The organism is Cellulomonas hominis (assembly GCF_005239125.1).
In the GTDB taxonomy this organism is placed as follows: domain Bacteria; phylum Actinomycetota; class Actinomycetes; order Actinomycetales; family Cellulomonadaceae; genus Cellulomonas; species Cellulomonas hominis_A.
The window spans coordinates 1-16,536 of the sequence record NZ_SZYE01000079.1; the positions used below are offsets into that span (position 1 = coordinate 1).

Below are 16,536 nucleotides of genomic sequence, written 5' to 3' on the forward strand. Positions count from 1 at the left end.
GCGCCCGGGGCCCCCGCGCCCGAGGACGCCGCGACCGCCCCCGCGCTCGAGGTCCCCGCCCCGACCGCCGGCCGGCTGACCCGGCTGCGCGACCGGCTGGCGCGCTCCGGCTCGCCGCTCGGTGCCCGCATGCTCCAGGTGCTGTCCCGCGACCACCTCACCGAGGACGACTGGGACGAGCTGGAGGAGACGCTGCTCCTCGCCGACGTCGGCGCCGGGCCGTCGCAGGACCTCGTCGAGGCGATCCGCACCCAGGCCCGCGTCCAGGGCCTCAAGGACCCCGCCCAGGTGCGTGCGCTGCTGCGGGAGCAGCTGCTCGCGCTCGTCGACCCGGCGCTCGACCGCTCGCTGCGCACCGCCCCGCAGACCGGCGAGGACGGCGTCACCGTCCCGGCCGTCGTGCTGGTCGTCGGGGTGAACGGCACCGGCAAGACCACCACGGTCGGCAAGCTGTCGCGCGTGCTGGTGGCCGACGGCCGCACGGTCCTGCTGGGGGCGGCGGACACGTTCCGCGCCGCCGCCGCCGACCAGCTCGAGACCTGGGGCTCGCGCGTCGGCGTGCGCACCGTCCGCTCCGACCGGGACGGCGCCGACCCGGCGTCGGTCGCGTTCGAGGCCGTCCGCGAGGGCACCGCCGAGGGCGTCGACGTGGTCCTGGTCGACACCGCCGGGCGCCTGCAGAACAAGGCCGGCCTGATGGACGAGCTCGGCAAGATCACCCGCGTCATCACGCGCACCGCGCCGCTGTCCGAGGTGCTGCTGGTCCTCGACGCGACCACGGGCCAGAACGGCATGAACCAGGCGCGGGTGTTCGCCGAGGTGGCCGGCGTCACCGGCATCGTGCTCACCAAGCTCGACGGCACCGCCAAGGGCGGCATCGTGGTCGCCGTGCAGCGCGAGCTCGGGGTGCCGGTGAAGCTCGTCGGCCTCGGCGAGGGCCCGGACGACCTCGCGCCGTTCGACCCCGAGGAGTTCGTGGACGGCATCCTGGGCTGACGCCCGGGGGGCGCCCCGCCGCCCACCGCCGACCGGCCCGCGTCCCGCCCGCTGAGACGCGGGCCCTCCCGTAACACGATGTTGACGCAGGTCTGCCCCTCGTCACACCGGTGTAACACCGGCGGCGCCGTCGCGAAACCCCCGACCAGGAATGTGGTCCCCGATCCGGCAGACCGGCCGGCGAGGGGAGAGGCGTTCCACATGGATCTGGACACCGGAGCGACAGCCTGGATGCTGATGTCAGCGTCCCTGGTGCTGCTCATGACGCCGGGACTGGCGTTCTTCTACGGCGGCATGGTGCGCGGCAAGTCCGTGCTCAACATGATGATGATGTCGTTCATCAGCATCGCGGTCGTGGTCGTCGTGTACGTGTTCTGGGGCTGGTCGATGTCCTACGGCTCGGACGTGGCGGGGATCTTCGGCAACCCGTTCGACCAGTTCGGGCTCTCGGGCGCGATCTGGGACGACAACGGCGATTACCTGATCGACGGGTACGGCGTGCCGGTCATCGTCGGCGTGGCGTTCCAGGTGACCTTCGCGATCATCACGGTCGCCCTGGTCAGCGGCGCCATCGCGGACCGCGTGAAGTTCGGCACCTGGGTGGCCTTCACCGCCCTGTTCGCGACGTTCAGCTACTTCCCGCTGGCGCACATGGTCTGGGGCGGCGGCGCGCTGTCCGGCGCGGAGAACGGTGTCGCCGCGCTGCTGTTCGGCACCACCGACGGGGCGGCCACGGTCGCGCCGATCGACTTCGCCGGTGGCACCGTCGTGCACATCAACGCCGGTATCGCGGGCCTGGTGCTCGCGCTGATCGTGGGCCGGCGCCGCGGCTTCGGCAAGGAGCCGATGCGCCCGCACAACCTGCCGTTCGTGATGCTCGGTGCCGCCCTGCTGTGGTTCGGCTGGTTCGGCTTCAACGCGGGCTCGGCGTTCACCGCCGACGGCACCGCGGGCCTCGCGTGGGTCAACACCACCGCCGCCACCGCCGCCGCGATGATCGGCTGGCTCATCACGGAGAAGATCCGCGACGGCCACGCCACCTCGCTCGGCGCCGCGTCGGGTGTCGTCGCGGGCCTGGTCGCGATCACCCCCGCCGCGGGTGCCCTGCGGCCGGTGACCTCGATCATCCTGGGTCTCGTCGCGGGTGCGCTCTGCGCCCTCGCGGTCGGCCTGAAGTACCGGTTCGGCTTCGACGACTCGCTCGACGTGGTCGGCGTCCACCTGGTCGGCGGCCTCGTCGGCACCATCGGCATCGGCTTCCTGGCCGCCGAGGGTGGCCTGTTCCTGGGCGACGGCGTGAAGCTGCTGGTGGTCCAGGTGGTCATCGCCCTGCTGGCGCTGATCTTCTCCGGCTCGGTGACCGCGGTCATCGGGCTGATCCTCAAGGCCACGATGGGCTGGCGGGTCAGCGAGGAGGCCGAGGTCGGCGGCATCGACCTGGCCGTGCACGGTGAGACGGGTTACGAGACGCTGGGCGGGGCCCGCGTCGTGACGGAGGTGAAGGCATGACGAAGCTCGTGACCGCGGTCATCCAGCCGCATCGGCTCGACGACGTGAAGTCGGCCCTGGAGGCCGCGGGCGTCCGCGGCCTGACGGTGAGCGAGGCCAGCGGCTACGGCCGGCAGCGCGGCCACACCGAGGTCTACCGGGGCGCCGAGTACACGGTGGACCTGGTCCCGAAGGTGAAGATCGACGTGCTCGTCACGGACGAGGACACCCCGGGCGTGGTCGAGGTGATCGTGAAGGCCGCGCAGACCGGCAAGATCGGCGACGGCAAGGTCTGGGTCGTCCCGGTCGAGGACGTCGCCCGGGTCCGCACCGGCGAGCACGGGCCCGAGGCCCTGTGACCGGGCGGTCCGCCCGCGCATGATCGACGAACGGTCGTCAGGGGGCACGGCCGGCGGCGAGACCCCTGAGGTCCCGCACCCCCCGAGCGCGGGGGTGCGGGACCTCAGGGTCGAGCGGCTCGACCTCGCGGCCCGGCTGTCCGGCCCGGACAGCGACGGGGCCGGGCGCCGGCAGGCGGTGTCCGACCTGGTGCTCCGCCGCCTGGCCGAGCTGTGGGAGACCGCGACCGAGGGCCGGGAGACGCCGGGCATCGGCCTGGGCGCGGTCGGCAGCGTGGGCCGCGGCGACGCCAGCCCGGCCAGCGACCTCGACCTGCTGCTGGTCCACGACGGGCGGGGCCACTCCGCGGAGGAGCTCGCCCGGCTCGCGGACCGGCTCTGGTACCCGGTGTGGGACGCGGGGCTGGACCTCGACCACTCGGTGCGGTCGTTGGCGCAGTGCCGGCAGGTCGCGTCGAAGGACCTGCCGGCCGCGGTCGGCCTGCTCGACCTGCGACCCGTCGCCGGCGACCCCGGGATCGTGCACCGGGCCCGCTCCGCGCTGCTCGCCGACTGGCGGTCCGCGGCGCGCCGGCGGCTGCCCGAGCTGCTGGCGTCCACCCGGCAGCGCGCCGAGCGGCACGGCGAGCTCGCGTACCTGATCGAGCCGGACCTCAAGGAGGCCCGCGGCGGCATCCGGGACGCGGTCGTGCTGTCCGCGCTCGCCGCCACCTGGCTCACCGACCGGCCGCACGGCGCGGTCGACCGCGCGCACGCGCACCTGCTCGACGTCCGGGACGCCGTGCAGACCGTCAGCCGCCGGCACACCAACCGGCTGATCCTCGCCGACCAGGACGAGGTCGCCGAGCTGCTGGGCGTGGGCGACCGGGACGACCTGCTGGCGAGCCTGGCCGAGGCCGGCCGCGTCGTCTCCTACGCGCTGGACAGCACCGCCCGCAACGCCCGGCAGGCGCTCGCCCGCCCGGCGCGCCGCCCGGTGCTGGTGCGCGGGCGGCGCACCCCGCCGCGGCTGCGCACCGTCGCGGAGGGCCTGGTCGAGCACGACGGCGAGCTGGTGCTCGCCGCCGACGCGCAGCCGGGCAGCGACCCGCTGCTGTCCCTGCGCGCCGCCGCGACCGCCGCGCGCACCGGGCTGACGCTGTCGCCCATCACCGTGACCAGCCTGGAGCGCACGCCCGCGCTGCCGGCGCCGTGGCCGCGGGCCGCGCGGACGCTGCTGGTCCAGCTGCTGGCGACGGGCCCGGCGCAGGTGCCCGTCTGGGAGGCGCTCGACCTCGCCGGGGTGGTCACGACCTGGATCCCGGAGTGGGCGGGGGTGCGGAACCGCCCGCAGCGCTCGCCGATCCACCGGCACACCGTCGACCGGCACCTGGTCGAGGCCGCGGCCCGGGCCGCGGGGCTGCGCCGGACCGTCGACCGGCCGGAGGTGCTGCTCGTCGCGGCGCTGCTGCACGACATCGGGAAGCGGGCCGGCGCCGGGGACCACTCGGTCGAGGGGGCGCGCCTGGCCGGGCCGGTCGTCGCGCGGATGGGGTTCCCGGCGGAGGACGCCGCCGACGTCGCGCGGCTGGTCGCCGAGCACCTGACGCTGTCCGAGCTCGCGACGGGGTCCGACCCCGACGACCCCGCGACCGTCGACACCCTGCTCGCCGCCGTCGACCACCGGCCGGACCTGCTGGCGCTGCTGCGGGCGCTCACCGAGGCCGACGCGTCGTCCGCCGGGCCGACGGCGTGGACCGCGTGGCGGGCGCAGCTCGTCGACGACCTCGTGGCGCGGGCGTCGGCCCGGCTGGCGGGTACCCTGGGACGTCCCTGACCGCCGAGAGAGCGTGAGGATCGCGCGGTGTTCGCCACCCTGTCCGACCGACTGACGTCGACCTTCAAGAACCTGCGCTCCAAGGGGCGGCTGTCCGAGGCGGACATCGACGCCACCGTGCGCGAGATCCGCCGCGCCCTGCTGGACGCCGACGTCGCCGTGCCCGTGGTGCGCCAGTTCACCGGCGCCGTGCGGGAGCGGGCGCTGTCGTCCGAGGTCTCCGGCGCCCTGAACCCGGCGCAGCAGGTCGTCAAGATCGTCAACGACGAGCTGGTGTCGATCCTCGGCGGCCAGAACCGGCCGCTGCACCTGGCGAAGAACCCGCCGAGCGTCATCCTGCTCGCGGGCCTCCAGGGCGCGGGCAAGACCACGCTCGCGGGCAAGCTCGCGCTGCACCTGAAGTCTCAGGGCCACACGCCCCTGCTGGTGGCCGCCGACCTGCAGCGCCCCAACGCCGTCACCCAGCTCCAGGTCGTCGGCGAGCGCGCCGGCGTCCCCGTGTTCGCCCCGCACCCGGGCAACCAGGGCTCCGAGCTCGACGTCGTCGCCGGCGCCGACCCGGTCGCCGTCGCCCGCGAGGGCCTCGCGACCGCGCGGGCCCGCCAGCACGACGTGCTGATCGTCGACACCGCCGGCCGCCTCGGCGTGGACGCCGAGCTCATGCGGCAGGCGGCGGACATCCGCGACGCGGTCGACCCCGACGAGATCCTGTTCGTCATCGACGCGATGATCGGCCAGGACGCCGTCGCCACCGCGACCGCGTTCCAGGAGGGCGTCGGCTTCACCGGCGTCGTGCTGTCCAAGCTCGACGGCGACGCCCGCGGTGGTGCGGCGCTGTCGGTGGCGTCGGTCACCGGCCGGCCCATCCTGTTCGCCTCCACCGGTGAGAAGCTCACCGACTTCGAGGTGTTCCACCCCGACCGGATGGCGTCCCGCATCCTCGACATGGGTGACGTGCTCACCCTCATCGAGCAGGCCGAGAAGGCGTTCGACGCCGAGCAGGCCGAGGAGATGGCGGGCAAGCTCGCCTCCGGCCAGGGCTTCACGCTCGCGGACTTCCTGCAGCAGATGCAGCAGCTGAAGAACATGGGCTCGATGAAGAAGATGCTCGGCATGCTCCCCGGCATGGGGCAGATGCGCGAGGCCATCGAGAACTTCGACGAGCGCGAGGTCGACCGGGTCGAGGCGATCATCCGCTCCATGACCCCGGCCGAGCGGGACAACCCGAAGATCATCAACGGGTCCCGCCGCTCCCGGATCGCGCGCGGCTCCGGCGTCGAGGTCTCCGACGTCAACGGCCTGCTCGAGCGGTTCGCCGCGGCGCAGAAGATGATGCAGCAGATGGCCAAGGGCGGCGGCATGCCCGTCCCCGGCATGGGCAACCTGCCGGGCATGGGCAAGAAGGGCCGCGGTCGCGTGGCGCCGTCCAAGAAGGCCAAGGGCAAGTCCGGCAACCCCGCCAAGCGCGCGCAGCAGGAGAAGGCCGCCGCCGACCGCGCCGCGGGCATCGCGCCGGCCGCCGCGCCCGCCAAGGGCTCCGCGTTCGGCATCGGCGGCGGCGCGCCGCAGCAGCAGGACCCGTTCGACCCGTCGAGCATCGAGGACCTGCAGAAGTTCCTCGGCCGCTGACGGCGGCCGATCCGGCATCGCGCGAGGGGGCGTGGGTGGGGGACGTGCTGCACCTGACCGGCCCGGTCGTCCTGGACGACGACCGGGTCGTCGGCGAGGCGTGGGTCGTCGGCGGGCGCCTGACGTTCGACCGGCCGGGCGGCGACGCGACGGCGGTCGACGGCTGGGTCCTGCCCGGCCTGGTCGACGTGCACTGCCACATCGGGCTCGCCGCCGAGGGCGCGGTCGACCGGGCGACGTCCGAGGCGCAGGCCCGGGCCGACCGCGACTCCGGCGTGCTGCTGGTGCGCGACGCGGGGTCGCCCGCCGACACCGGGTGGGTGCACCAGCGCGAGGACCTGCCGCGGCTGATCCGCGCCGGGCGGCACCTCGCGCTGCCCAAGCGGTACCTGCGGCACTACGGGCGGGAGCTCGCGGCGCCCGCCGAGCTGCCGGGTGCCGTGGCCGAGGAGGCCGCCCGGGGTGACGGCTGGGTCAAGCTCGTCGCCGACTGGATCGACCGGGACCTCGGGGCCGACGGCGACCTGCGGCCGCTGTGGCCCGACGACGTGCTCGCGACCGCGGTGCGCGCCGCGCACGAGGCGGGGGCGCGGGTGACGGCGCACACCTTCTCCGCCGAGGCGCTGGACGGGCTGCTGGACGCGGGCGTCGACTGCCTCGAGCACGCCACCGGCGCCGAGGACCGGCACATCGCCCGGATCGCGGCGGCCGGCATCCCGGTGACGGCGACCCTGCTGCAGGTGGCGCAGTTCGGGGAGATCGCCTCGCGGGCCGAGAGGTACCCGGTGTACGCGGCGCGGATGCGGCGGATGCACGCCCGGCGGTACGCCCACGTCCGGGACCTGCACGACGCGGGCGTGCCCCTGCTCGTCGGCACCGACGCCGGCGGCACGATCGGGCACGGCCGGATCGCCGACGAGGCGGCCGAGCTGGTCGCCGCCGGGCTCCCGGCGCGCGAGGTGGTCGCCGCCGCGTCCTGGCGGACCCGCGCGTGGCTCGGGGTGCCGGGGCTCGACGAGGGGGAGAGCGCGGACCTCGTCGTGTACGACGCGGACCCGCGGGCGGACGTGCGGGTGCTCGCGGCGCCGCGGGTCGTGGTGCTGCGCGGGGCGCGGGTGGCGTAGCCCGGGACCGGGGGCCCTGGGGTCGGGCGCAGCCCGGGGCCGGGCCGGGTCGGGGCGTCAGGCGGGCGTGGCGCCCCGGGCGACCTGGAGCACCCGGGTCCGCGCGTGGGCGGCGGGCTCGTCGGTGATCGCCTGCCCGTCGAGCCAGCACCGCACCGCGTGCGCCAGCTCCTCCGGGTGGCTGTAGTTCATCGCGTGCGCCGCCCCGAGGATCACCGCCACCGTGAGGTGCTCCGGGCCCAGGTGGGCCAGCTCGCGGACCCGGTAGGGCGGCGGCATCAGCGGGTCGCGCGACCCGATCACCGCGAGGGTGGGCACCGGCGTGCGGAGCAGCCGCTCCAGCGACGGGAACCGCACCATCTGCCGGAAGGCCGCCAGCGCCGCGACCGGCCCGTAGCGCGCGTAGTCCGGCAGCGAGTACCGGCCCATCCTCGGGTCCTCGTGGACGGTGTCCCGCAGCAGCTGCACGACGGCGCGGGCCAGCGGCTGGTTGTGCGCGCCGCCGGCGGGGGAGGCGAGCACGATGCCCGCGATCCGGTCCGGCGCCCGGTGCGCCGCCTCCAGGCTGACCGGCCCGCCCATCGAGTTGCCCACCAGCACCACCCGGTCCAGACCCAGCGCGTCGAGCGTGCCGAGCAGCGCGTCCGCGAGGTGCGGGATCGACAGCGGCGGCCGGGGACCCGGGCTGGCGCCGTGGCCCGGGAGGTCGGGGACGTAGGTCGTGCCGCGGTCGGCGAGGGCCACGGCGGTCGGGAGCAGGTACCGGCCGGACACCGCGAAACCGTGCACGTGCACCAGCGGCGTCGACCCGGGCACGTCCGGGCCGACCCGCACCGTCACCGGGCGGCCCGCCACGTCCGCCGCGCGCAGCTCCCAGTCGACCCCGACCATGCCGCCGATCGTGGCAGCGCCCGCCCCCGGGCGACGCACCCGGCGCGGGTGAGCCTGCGCGTCGGGCGCGGGTACGTGCCGGAAAAGTGCCTTTTGCGAATGTGGACACAATGGCGTTGACCAGGCCGCTCGCGACGCAGTAATTTCATTGCGAGCCGACGGGGCGGCGGCTCGGGTGGGGGCCTCTGATCGGTTCGAGGAGGAGTCGTGAGAAGGTCCCGTCATTTCGTGATCGTTGCTGCCTCTCTGGTCGCCGCGATGGGCGTCGCGCCCGGCGCTGCCGCGTCCGCCCTCGTCGGCGACGAGCGGTCGCCCGGGTGGCGCGAGCTCCCGGTGTCCGTGGCGAACCCGGACGTGCCGCGCACGGTGATCGAGCAGCTGCCGGAGGCGGTCCAGCAGTCGCAGGTCGTCATCGACGACGGCTTCGTGCCGGGCTCGCCGATCGTCTACCCGGACGGGACGCCGGTCGAGGGGCAGGCTCCGGACGTGGTCGCGCGGATCGCCGGGGCGCGCGCGGACTGCGGTGGCAGGGCCACCGGTTCCGGCCTCGGCTCGTGGGGCGCGGAGAGCACGTGCGGTGTGGCGGTCTTCGGGTCGCCCGGATATGTGCGCGGCTATTCCTGGTGGGTGCCGATGACCGTTTCGGCGAAGGCCTGCGCGCAGGGTCGTGGATTCAACTCCCAAGGGGTCCGGACGTGGTACGGGCTCGGGGTGTGCGGTTCATCGCACTACAACTTCGGTGTGCCGTGGGGCAACATCCTCTCGAACCCCTCGGTGCGGGTGAAGTCGATGTCGCCGCCGTCGGGGGTCACCGTGGACTGGTCGTCGTGACCCTCGTCCGGCGGCCGACCTCGCCCTGGCTCCGCATGCTCCGGACCGGGCTGGTCGTCCTCCTGGGTTCCGCCGCGGCGCAGGTGATCGTCAGCGAGCTGATCTGGGCGAACGGCGTCCACGTCCCCCGGATCGCCGCGTCCCTGGTGTCACCGCTCCTCACGGCCGGGTTCGTCGCCGGCGCGACCCTCGTCGCCGGCGCCTACGGCCTGCGGGAGACGAACCGCACGGGGTCGCGCCACGGGGTCGACCGGACCGAGCAGGAGTGACCCGAGGGCGACACGGAGCCGGTGCGGCCGGGGTCGCCCGCACCGGTTCCGGTCTGGCACAATGGCCTGCTGTACTCGGCGCGCGCGGCCCCTCTACCCGCTCGATGCCGTGTCCTCAGGCCCGAACGGACCGCATGCCCCACGTGCGGACCCGACGGCCGCCCCGCAGACATCCAGGAGAAGACCACACCGTGGCCACCAAGATCCGCCTCAAGCGTCTCGGCAAGATCCGGGCGCCGTACTACCGCGTCGTCGTCGCGGACTCCCGCACCAAGCGTGACGGTCGCGTCATCGAGGAGATCGGCAAGTACCACCCGACCGAGGAGCCGTCGCTCATCGACATCTCCTCGGAGCGTGCGCAGTACTGGCTGTCCGTCGGCGCCCAGCCGACCGAGCAGGTCCTCGCCCTCCTCAAGGTCACCGGCGACTGGCAGAAGTTCAAGGGCCTGCCGGGCGCCGAGGGCACCCTGCGCACCAAGGCCGCCCCGGCCGACGTGAAGGCCGCTGTCGACGCCGTCGCCGCGGACGCCGAGAAGGCCAAGGCCAAGGCGTCCGAGAAGAAGGCCGCCGCCCCCGAGGCCCCGGCCGCCGACGAGGCGCCGGCCGAGGACGAGCAGGCCTGATGCTCGCCGACGCGCTGGAGCACCTGGTCCGGGGCATCGTCGACCACCCGGACGACGTGCGGGTCGACGCCCGCACGCTCCGCCGCGGCGACCTGCTCGAGGTCCGGGTGCACCCGGACGACCTCGGGCGGGTCATCGGCCGCGGCGGCCGGACCGCCCGCGCGCTGCGCACCGTCGTCGGCGCGCTGTCGGCCGAGGGTCCGGTCCGCGTGGACGTCGTGGACGTCGCCCGGCGGTGAGCCGCGCACCCGGTCGGCCTCGCGCCGCCCGGTGAGACACCGGCACAGGCCCGGTCCCGAGCAGGGGCCGGGCCTGCGTCGTGCCCGCCGTACGCTGGTCCGGCCCGGAGCCGGACCCCCCGAGAGGAACCCCATGCAGCTGACGGTCGCCCGGATCGGCCGCGCGCACGGCCTGCGCGGCGAGGTCGCGCTCGACGTGCGCACCGACGACCCCGCCGCGCGGCTCGCGGTCGGCACCGTGCTGCCCACCGAGCCCGCCGGGCGCGGCCCGCTCACCGTGGTGCGGACCCGCGAGCAGCAGGGACGCTGGTACGTGACGTTCGCCGAGGCGCCGGACCGGAGCGCGGCCGAGGCGCTGCGCGGGGTCGACCTGCTGGTGGACGTCGCCGACGAGCACGCCGGCGCGGACGACGACGAGGACGCCTGGTACCCCCACGAGCTCGCCGGCCTGCGGGCCGAGCACGTCGACGGCCGCGTGCTCGGCGAGGTCGTGGGCCTCGAGCACCTGCCGGCCCACGACGCGCTGGTGCTGCGGGAGCCGGACGGCGCCCGCACGCTCGTGCCGTTCGTCCGGGCGATCGTGCCGGTCGTCGACGTCCCCGGCGGCCGCGTCGTGCTGGACCCGCCGGGCGGCCTGCTGGCGTCGGACGCGGCGAACCTCGTCGTGAGCGACGAGACGCGGGGCGAGGCCGCCGACGGGGCGACCGCGGCCGGGGACGACGACTGACGTGCGCATCGACATCGTCTCGATCTTCCCGGACTACCTGAGCCCGCTCGGCCTGTCGCTCGTGGGCAAGGCCCGCACCAGCGGCCTCGTCGACCTGCGGGTGCACGACCTGCGCGACTGGACGACCGACCGCCACCGCACCGTCGACGACACCCCGTTCGGCGGCGGCGCGGGCATGGTGATGAAGCCCGACGTGTGGGGCGCGGCGCTCGACGACCTGGTCGGCGAGGGCAGCCACCTGCTGCTCCCGACCCCGTCCGGCGCGCCGTTCACCCAGCGGCACGCGGAGCGGTGGGCCGCCGACGACCACCTCGTCGTCGCCTGCGGGCGGTACGAGGGCATCGACGTGCGGGTCGCCGCGCACTACGCCTCCCGGCCCGGCGTCCGGGTGAGCGAGTACTCCATCGGCGACTACGTGCTCAACGGCGGCGAGGTCGCCGCGATGGTGCTGGTCGAGGCGGTCGTGCGGCTGCTGCCCGGCGTCGTCGGCAACCCGCACTCGCTGGTGGAGGAGTCGCACGGCGCCGCCGGCCTGCTCGAGTACCCCGTGTACACCAAGCCGCCGGCCTGGCGGGACCTCGACGTCCCGGAGGTGCTGCTGTCCGGGCACCACGGCCGCGTGGAGCGCTGGCGTCGCGACCAGGCGCTGGCGCGCACCGCGGAACGCCGCCCGGACCTCCTCGCGCGCCTGGCGCCCGGCGAGCTCGACAAGGCCGACCGCGCGGTGCTGGCCGACCTGGGCTGGGTCGTCGGCACGGACGGGCCCGTGCCTACGGGCGCGGACGCGGGCGGCGCGGGGGAGTAGCCACCCGGTTTCGACCGCGGGGCCCCGGCTGTGGCAGACTGGTCGGTCGGTGCCCGACGGCCCGCCTCTGCCACAGGGGAGGCGACCACGGCCCCGCCGAGCGATCGGCCGCGCACCGCACCTCATGCCATCCGGCGCCCCAGGCGCCGACGACGACGCGCGTGACCTGTGGCACGGCGGGAAAGCGACACACGATGTCCCACATCCTCGACTCGATCGACGCGGCTTCGCTCCGCACCGACGTCCCGGACTTCCGCCCCGGCGACACGCTGAAGGTGAACGTCAAGGTCGTCGAGGGCAACCGCTCCCGCGTCCAGGTCTTCCAGGGCGTCGTCATCGCCCGCCAGGGCGACGGCGTCCGCGAGACCTTCACGGTCCGCAAGGTCTCCTTCGGCGTCGGCGTCGAGCGCACCTTCCCGGTGCACTCCCCGACCCTGGAGTCCATCGAGGTCGCCACCCGCGGTGACGTCCGCCGCGCGAAGCTGTACTACCTGCGCAACCTCCGCGGCAAGAAGGCCAAGATCAAGGAGAAGCGCGACGCGGTCCCGGCCAAGCAGGCCTGAGACCCCGCAGCACGCCGGACGGGCGGCCACCCCACGCCGGGGTGGCCGCCCGTCGGCCGTCTCGCGCAGGTCCTGTGCCCACCGGCGCGTGGGTGTGGGCGACGGCTCCGACGACGTGGGAGAGTGATCCGGTGACGGACCAGGACGCAGCACCCGCCAGCCACGAGGCGCACGCCGGCGGGGTCGCGGGGCGACGGCGCGGGCCGGTCACCTCGTTCCTGCGGGAGACGGCGATCATCCTGGTCAGCGCCATCGTGCTGTCCTGGCTGGTGAAGACCTTCCTCGCCCAGGCGTTCTTCATCCCGAGCGCGTCGATGCACGACACCCTGATCGAGGGCGACCGGGTGCTCGTGAGCAAGCTGGCCCCGGGCCCGCTCGACATCCACCGCGGGGACATCGTCGTCTTCTCCGACCCCGGCGGCTGGCTCGACCAGCAGGTCGTCCCGGAGACCAACGCGTTCCAGGACGCGCTCATCGCGATCGGCCTCATGCCGCAGCAGTCCGAGGACCACCTCATCAAGCGCGTCATCGGCCTCCCCGGCGACCGGGTGGCCGCCACCGGCGACGGCTCGCCGGTCACCGTCAACGGCGTCCCGGTCGACGAGACCGAGTACCTGGCCCCGGGCGCCAGCCCCAGCCAGCTCGCGTTCGACGTCGTCGTGCCCTCCGGCTCGGTCTGGGTCATGGGCGACAACCGGCAGCAGTCCGCGGACTCGCGCTACCACCTCGGCGACGCGGGCGGCGGCTCCGTGCCGATCGACGACGTGGTGGGCACCGCGTTCGTCACGCTCTGGCCCGTCGACCGGATCGGCCTGCTCCGCAACCCCGGGGACGTGTTCGCGGACGTCCCCGACCCGTCGTGACCGCCGCCGGCCGCGCGCGCACCGCCTGGAACCGGGCCGCGCCCACGCTGCGGGTCGAGCGCCAGATCATCCGGGACGGCGTCCCGGCGCTCGCCTGCGCCGACGAGGTCGGGCGCGGCAGCCTCAGCGGGCCCGTCACCGTCGGCGTCGTCGTCGTGACCGCCGAGAGCCGCGCGGTGCCGCAGGGCGTCCGGGACAGTAAGCTGCTCAGCGCCCCCGAGCGCGAGCGCCTCGCCCCGCTCATCCGGCGCTGGGCCGCGTGCTGGTCCGTCGGGCACGCCGAGCCCGCGGAGATCGACGCCTACGGCATCATCGCCGCCCTGCGGCTCGCCGCGCACCGGGCCATCGCCGGGCTCGAGGTCGCGCCGGGCGCGCTGCTGCTCGACGGCAACCACGACTACGTGACCACCCCCGCGCAGGACACGCTGCTCGGCCCGCCGACGGTGCTCGACGTCGTGCCCCCGGTGCGGACGATCGTCAAGGCGGACCTGCGGTGCGCCGCCGTCGCCGCCGCGAGCATCCTCGCCAAGACCGAGCGGGACGCGATCATGACCCGGCTGCACGACGACCACCCGGAGTACGGCTGGGCCGAGAACAAGGGCTACTCGGCGCCCGAGCACCTGGCGGCGCTGCGCCGGCTGGGCCCCACGCCGCACCACCGGACGTCGTGGCGGCTGCCGGGGGTGGCGGCCGCCACGGGCGCGGGCACCCCGTCCCCGGGCGCGCCCGGGCCGCTCGGGGACGTCGCGCTGCCCGGCGAGCCGCTGACGCTCGACGTCGCGGGCTGAGCGCGAGGCGGCCACCCGGTACCTGGCGGTCCGGGGCGGCCGGGGGTGCGTCGGTGCGGCTGTCGCGCCCGGATGGGGGATGATGGCCCGGTGAGTGCCGAGGACCTGGAGAACTACGAGACCGAGATGGAGCTCGCGCTCTACCGCGAGTACCGCGACGCCGTGGGCCTGTTCTCGTACGTCGTCGAGACCGAGCGCCGGTTCTACCTGGCGAACCACGTGGACCTGCAGGTCCGTTCCGCCGCGGGCGAGGTGTACTTCGAGCTGACGCTGGCCGACGCGTGGGTCTGGGACGTGTACCGGTCCGCGCGGTTCGTGAAGTCCGTGCGCGTCGTGACGTTCAAGGACGTCAACGTCGAGGAGCTGGTCAAGGCGGACCTGGACCTCGGCTCGGGCGGCGGCTTCGGGCGGTAGGCGCGCCGGGGCGCCGCGCGTCGCCCGCGGACGACGGCCGCCTCCTGGGCGGGCGCCGAGTCCTCCACAGGACGGGTCGTGTGCCTCGTCCCCAGGCGCGCGCCGGGCCGGGCGCTGGGCGGCGGCGCGCCCCGGCAGCCTCGGTGCCGGAGGTGGTGCCGATGCGCACGCGGAACGAGACCGGCCGGCTGGGCGAGGACCTGGCGGCCCGGCTCCTGGAGAACGAGGGCTGCACCGTCCTCGACCGGAACTGGTACGGCCCGGGCGGCGAGCTGGACCTCGTCGTGTACGACCCCGGTGAGGACGCCGTGGTGGGCGTCGAGGTCAAGACCCGCCGCACCGCGACCTACGGCACCCCGCACGAGGCGGTGACGCCGCGCAAGGTGCGGCGCCTGCGGGCGCTGCTGGCCGCCTGGCTGGCCGCGCACGACGTCCACGCCCGGTCGATCCGGCTGGACCTCGTGGCGGTCGAGCTGCGCGCGGGCCGACCCCCGCACGCCGAGCACCTGGCGGAGATCGGCTGATGGCGCTCGGACGGACACGGGCCGTGGGGCTCGTCGGGCTCTCGGGGCACCTCGTCGAGGTCGAGGCGCACCTCGCGTCCGCCCTGCCCGCCTTCGTGCTCGTCGGGCTGCCCGACACCTCGCTCGCCGAGGCGCGCGACCGGGTGCGCGCCGCCGTCGGCTCCACCGGCCTCACCTGGCCCAACCGGCGGATCACCGTCAACCTCTCGCCCGCCGCGCTGCCGAAGTCCGGCCCGGGGTTCGACCTCGCGATCGCGGTCGCCGTCCTGGCCGCGGCGGAGCTCCTGGAGGGCCGGCGCGCCGCGGGCGTGGTCCACCTGGGGGAGCTCGGGCTCGACGGGCGGCTGCGCCCCGTGCGGGGCGTCCTGCCCGCCGTCGCCGCGGCCGTGGCCGCGGGGCACCCGGACGTCGTCGTGCCGGAGGCCGACGCGCCGGAGGCCGCCCTCGTGCCCGGCGCGCGCGTCGTCGGCTGCCGCAGTCTCGCGCAGGTCGTCCACCGCTACGGCGGGTCCGTCGTCGTCCCGGACGAGCCCGCCGTCCCGCCCGTGCGCGCGCTCGGCGCCCACCGCGCTCCGCCCGGGGACCTGGCGGACGTCCTCGGGCAGGGCGAGGCGCGCGGCGCCGTCGAGGTCGCCGCCGCCGGCGGGCACCACCTGCTGCTCGTCGGACCGCCCGGCGCCGGCAAGACCATGCTCGCGTCCCGGCTCCCCGGTCTGCTGCCCGACCTCGACGAGGCCGAGGCCGTCGAGGTCACCGCCGTGCACTCCGTCGCCGGCACCTTCGACCCCGCCGGCGGCCTGCTGCGTCGCCCGCCCTACGAGGACCCGCACCACACCGCCACGCCCGCCAGCATCGTCGGGGGCGGCTCGGGCCAGCCGCGCCCCGGTGCGGCCTCCCGGGCGCACCGGGGCGTGCTCTTCCTCGACGAGGCGCCCGAGTTCCCGACCGCCGTCCTGCAGACCCTGCGCCAGCCGCTCGAGCACGGCGAGGTCGTGGTGCACCGGTCCGCCGGCGCCGCCCGGTACCCCGCGCGGTTCCAGCTCGTCCTCGCCGCCAACCCCTGCCCCTGCGGGCGGGCCATCGGCACCGGGCTCGCCTGCACCTGCGGGTCGCTCGCGCGACGGCGGTACTTCGGCAAGATCTCCGGACCGCTGCTCGACCGCGTCGACGTCCAGGTCGAGGTGCCCGCCGTCCGCCGCGCCGAGCTCGGCGACCCCGCCGAGAGCACCACCACCGTCGCCGCGCGGGTCGCCGCCGCACGCGCCGCCCAGGCGGAGCGGTGGGCGGGCACGCCGTGGCGGGTCAACGGCGAGGTGCCGGGTCGGGTGCTCCGCGACCGGCTCGGCGCCGACCGGCGCCTGCTCACGCTGGTCGACGAGGGGGTGGACCGGGGGACGCTCACCCTGCGCGGGGCGGATCGGGTGCTGCGGCTGGCGTGGACCGTCGCCGACCTCGCCGGACGGACCGGGCCCGCGCCGGGGGACGTGGGGCGCGCCGTCGCGCTGCGGACCCGGGGGCAGGCGTCGTGAGCGCCGTCGGAGGGGCGCCGGGCGCGGGGGTGGCACGCGGCGGGGCCGGCGGCGGGGC

At 75.7% G+C, this 16,536-nt stretch carries 19 protein-coding genes; 18 read left to right on the forward strand and 1 reads right to left on the reverse strand.

Annotated elements, in window-relative coordinates; all coding sequences use genetic code 11:
* The 6 genes from ftsY to FA014_RS10890 form a co-directional block, all read left to right on the forward strand.
* On the forward strand, window positions 1–996 hold a 996-nt coding region (ftsY, locus tag FA014_RS10865), incomplete at its 5' end, for a signal recognition particle-docking protein FtsY (RefSeq protein WP_154729703.1).
* 201 nt (window positions 997–1,197) lie between these two features.
* Entirely contained in the window at window positions 1,198–2,505 is a 1,308-nt protein-coding gene (locus FA014_RS10870) for an ammonium transporter (protein ID WP_154729704.1), read from the forward strand.
* Window positions 2,502–2,843 carry a P-II family nitrogen regulator gene (locus FA014_RS10875; RefSeq protein WP_154729705.1) on the forward strand — a complete coding sequence of 114 codons (342 nt, stop codon included), beginning with the start codon at window positions 2,502–2,504 and terminating at the stop codon, window positions 2,841–2,843. The genes FA014_RS10870 and FA014_RS10875 overlap by 4 nt, the downstream gene beginning before the upstream one ends.
* A gap of 19 nt (window positions 2,844–2,862) precedes the next feature.
* The gene (locus tag FA014_RS10880; RefSeq protein WP_154729706.1) at window positions 2,863–4,659 is read left to right on the forward strand and encodes a [protein-PII] uridylyltransferase; all 1,797 of its coding nucleotides are present in this window, start codon (window positions 2,863–2,865) and stop codon (window positions 4,657–4,659) included.
* A gap of 27 nt (window positions 4,660–4,686) precedes the next feature.
* Complete coding sequence (ffh, locus tag FA014_RS10885; RefSeq protein WP_154729707.1) at window positions 4,687–6,288, forward strand: signal recognition particle protein; 1,602 nt, start codon at window positions 4,687–4,689, stop codon at window positions 6,286–6,288.
* Window positions 6,289–6,323: 35 nt separating this feature from the next.
* A complete protein-coding gene (locus FA014_RS10890) occupies window positions 6,324–7,412 on the forward strand; it encodes an amidohydrolase family protein (RefSeq protein ID WP_230323063.1) in 1,089 nt (362 codons plus the stop codon).
* 57 nt (window positions 7,413–7,469) lie between these two features.
* On the opposite strand, the gene FA014_RS10895 is transcribed toward FA014_RS10890, so the two are convergent.
* Window positions 7,470–8,303, reverse strand: a complete 834-nt coding sequence (locus FA014_RS10895) for an alpha/beta fold hydrolase (protein WP_154729708.1) — start codon at window positions 8,301–8,303, stop codon at window positions 7,470–7,472.
* 228 nt (window positions 8,304–8,531) lie between these two features.
* On the opposite strand from FA014_RS10895, the gene FA014_RS10900 reads away from it, so the two are divergent.
* The 12 genes from FA014_RS10900 (at window position 8,532) to FA014_RS10955 (ending at window position 16,478) form a co-directional block, all read left to right on the forward strand.
* Window positions 8,532–9,134: a hypothetical protein gene (locus tag FA014_RS10900; RefSeq protein ID WP_154729709.1), complete on the forward strand. Its 603-nt coding sequence runs from the start codon at window positions 8,532–8,534 to the stop codon at window positions 9,132–9,134.
* Complete coding sequence (locus tag FA014_RS10905) at window positions 9,131–9,403, forward strand: hypothetical protein (protein ID WP_154729710.1); 273 nt, start codon at window positions 9,131–9,133, stop codon at window positions 9,401–9,403. Before FA014_RS10900 ends, FA014_RS10905 begins: the two co-directional genes overlap by 4 nt.
* A gap of 191 nt (window positions 9,404–9,594) precedes the next feature.
* Entirely contained in the window at window positions 9,595–10,026 is a 432-nt protein-coding gene (gene rpsP / locus FA014_RS10910) for a 30S ribosomal protein S16 (protein ID WP_154729711.1), read from the forward strand.
* Window positions 10,026–10,265, forward strand: coding sequence for an RNA-binding protein (locus tag FA014_RS10915; protein ID WP_154729712.1), 240 nt, complete (start codon window positions 10,026–10,028; stop codon window positions 10,263–10,265). Before rpsP ends, FA014_RS10915 begins: the two co-directional genes overlap by 1 nt.
* Before the next feature lie 133 nt (window positions 10,266–10,398).
* Window positions 10,399–10,992, forward strand: coding sequence for a ribosome maturation factor RimM (gene rimM / locus FA014_RS10920; protein ID WP_154729713.1), 594 nt, complete (start codon window positions 10,399–10,401; stop codon window positions 10,990–10,992).
* Between the two features lies 1 nt (window position 10,993).
* The gene (gene trmD / locus FA014_RS10925) at window positions 10,994–11,797 is read left to right on the forward strand and encodes a tRNA (guanosine(37)-N1)-methyltransferase TrmD (RefSeq protein ID WP_154729714.1); all 804 of its coding nucleotides are present in this window, start codon (window positions 10,994–10,996) and stop codon (window positions 11,795–11,797) included.
* 194 nt (window positions 11,798–11,991) lie between these two features.
* Window positions 11,992–12,360, forward strand: coding sequence for a 50S ribosomal protein L19 (rplS, locus tag FA014_RS10930; protein ID WP_154729715.1), 369 nt, complete (start codon window positions 11,992–11,994; stop codon window positions 12,358–12,360).
* Between the two features lie 131 nt (window positions 12,361–12,491).
* Window positions 12,492–13,223: a signal peptidase I gene (lepB, locus tag FA014_RS10935; RefSeq protein ID WP_230323064.1), complete on the forward strand. Its 732-nt coding sequence runs from the start codon at window positions 12,492–12,494 to the stop codon at window positions 13,221–13,223.
* The gene (locus tag FA014_RS10940; protein WP_230323065.1) at window positions 13,220–14,011 is read left to right on the forward strand and encodes a ribonuclease HII; all 792 of its coding nucleotides are present in this window, start codon (window positions 13,220–13,222) and stop codon (window positions 14,009–14,011) included. The genes lepB and FA014_RS10940 overlap by 4 nt, the downstream gene beginning before the upstream one ends.
* Window positions 14,012–14,101: 90 nt before the next feature.
* The gene (locus tag FA014_RS10945; protein ID WP_147793871.1) at window positions 14,102–14,425 is read left to right on the forward strand and encodes a DUF2469 domain-containing protein; all 324 of its coding nucleotides are present in this window, start codon (window positions 14,102–14,104) and stop codon (window positions 14,423–14,425) included.
* 161 nt (window positions 14,426–14,586) lie between these two features.
* The gene (locus FA014_RS10950) at window positions 14,587–14,949 is read left to right on the forward strand and encodes a YraN family protein (RefSeq protein WP_154729716.1); all 363 of its coding nucleotides are present in this window, start codon (window positions 14,587–14,589) and stop codon (window positions 14,947–14,949) included.
* Entirely contained in the window at window positions 14,949–16,478 is a 1,530-nt protein-coding gene (locus tag FA014_RS10955; RefSeq protein ID WP_154729717.1) for a YifB family Mg chelatase-like AAA ATPase, read from the forward strand. Before FA014_RS10950 ends, FA014_RS10955 begins: the two co-directional genes overlap by 1 nt.
* Window positions 16,479–16,536: the final 58 nt, after the last annotated feature.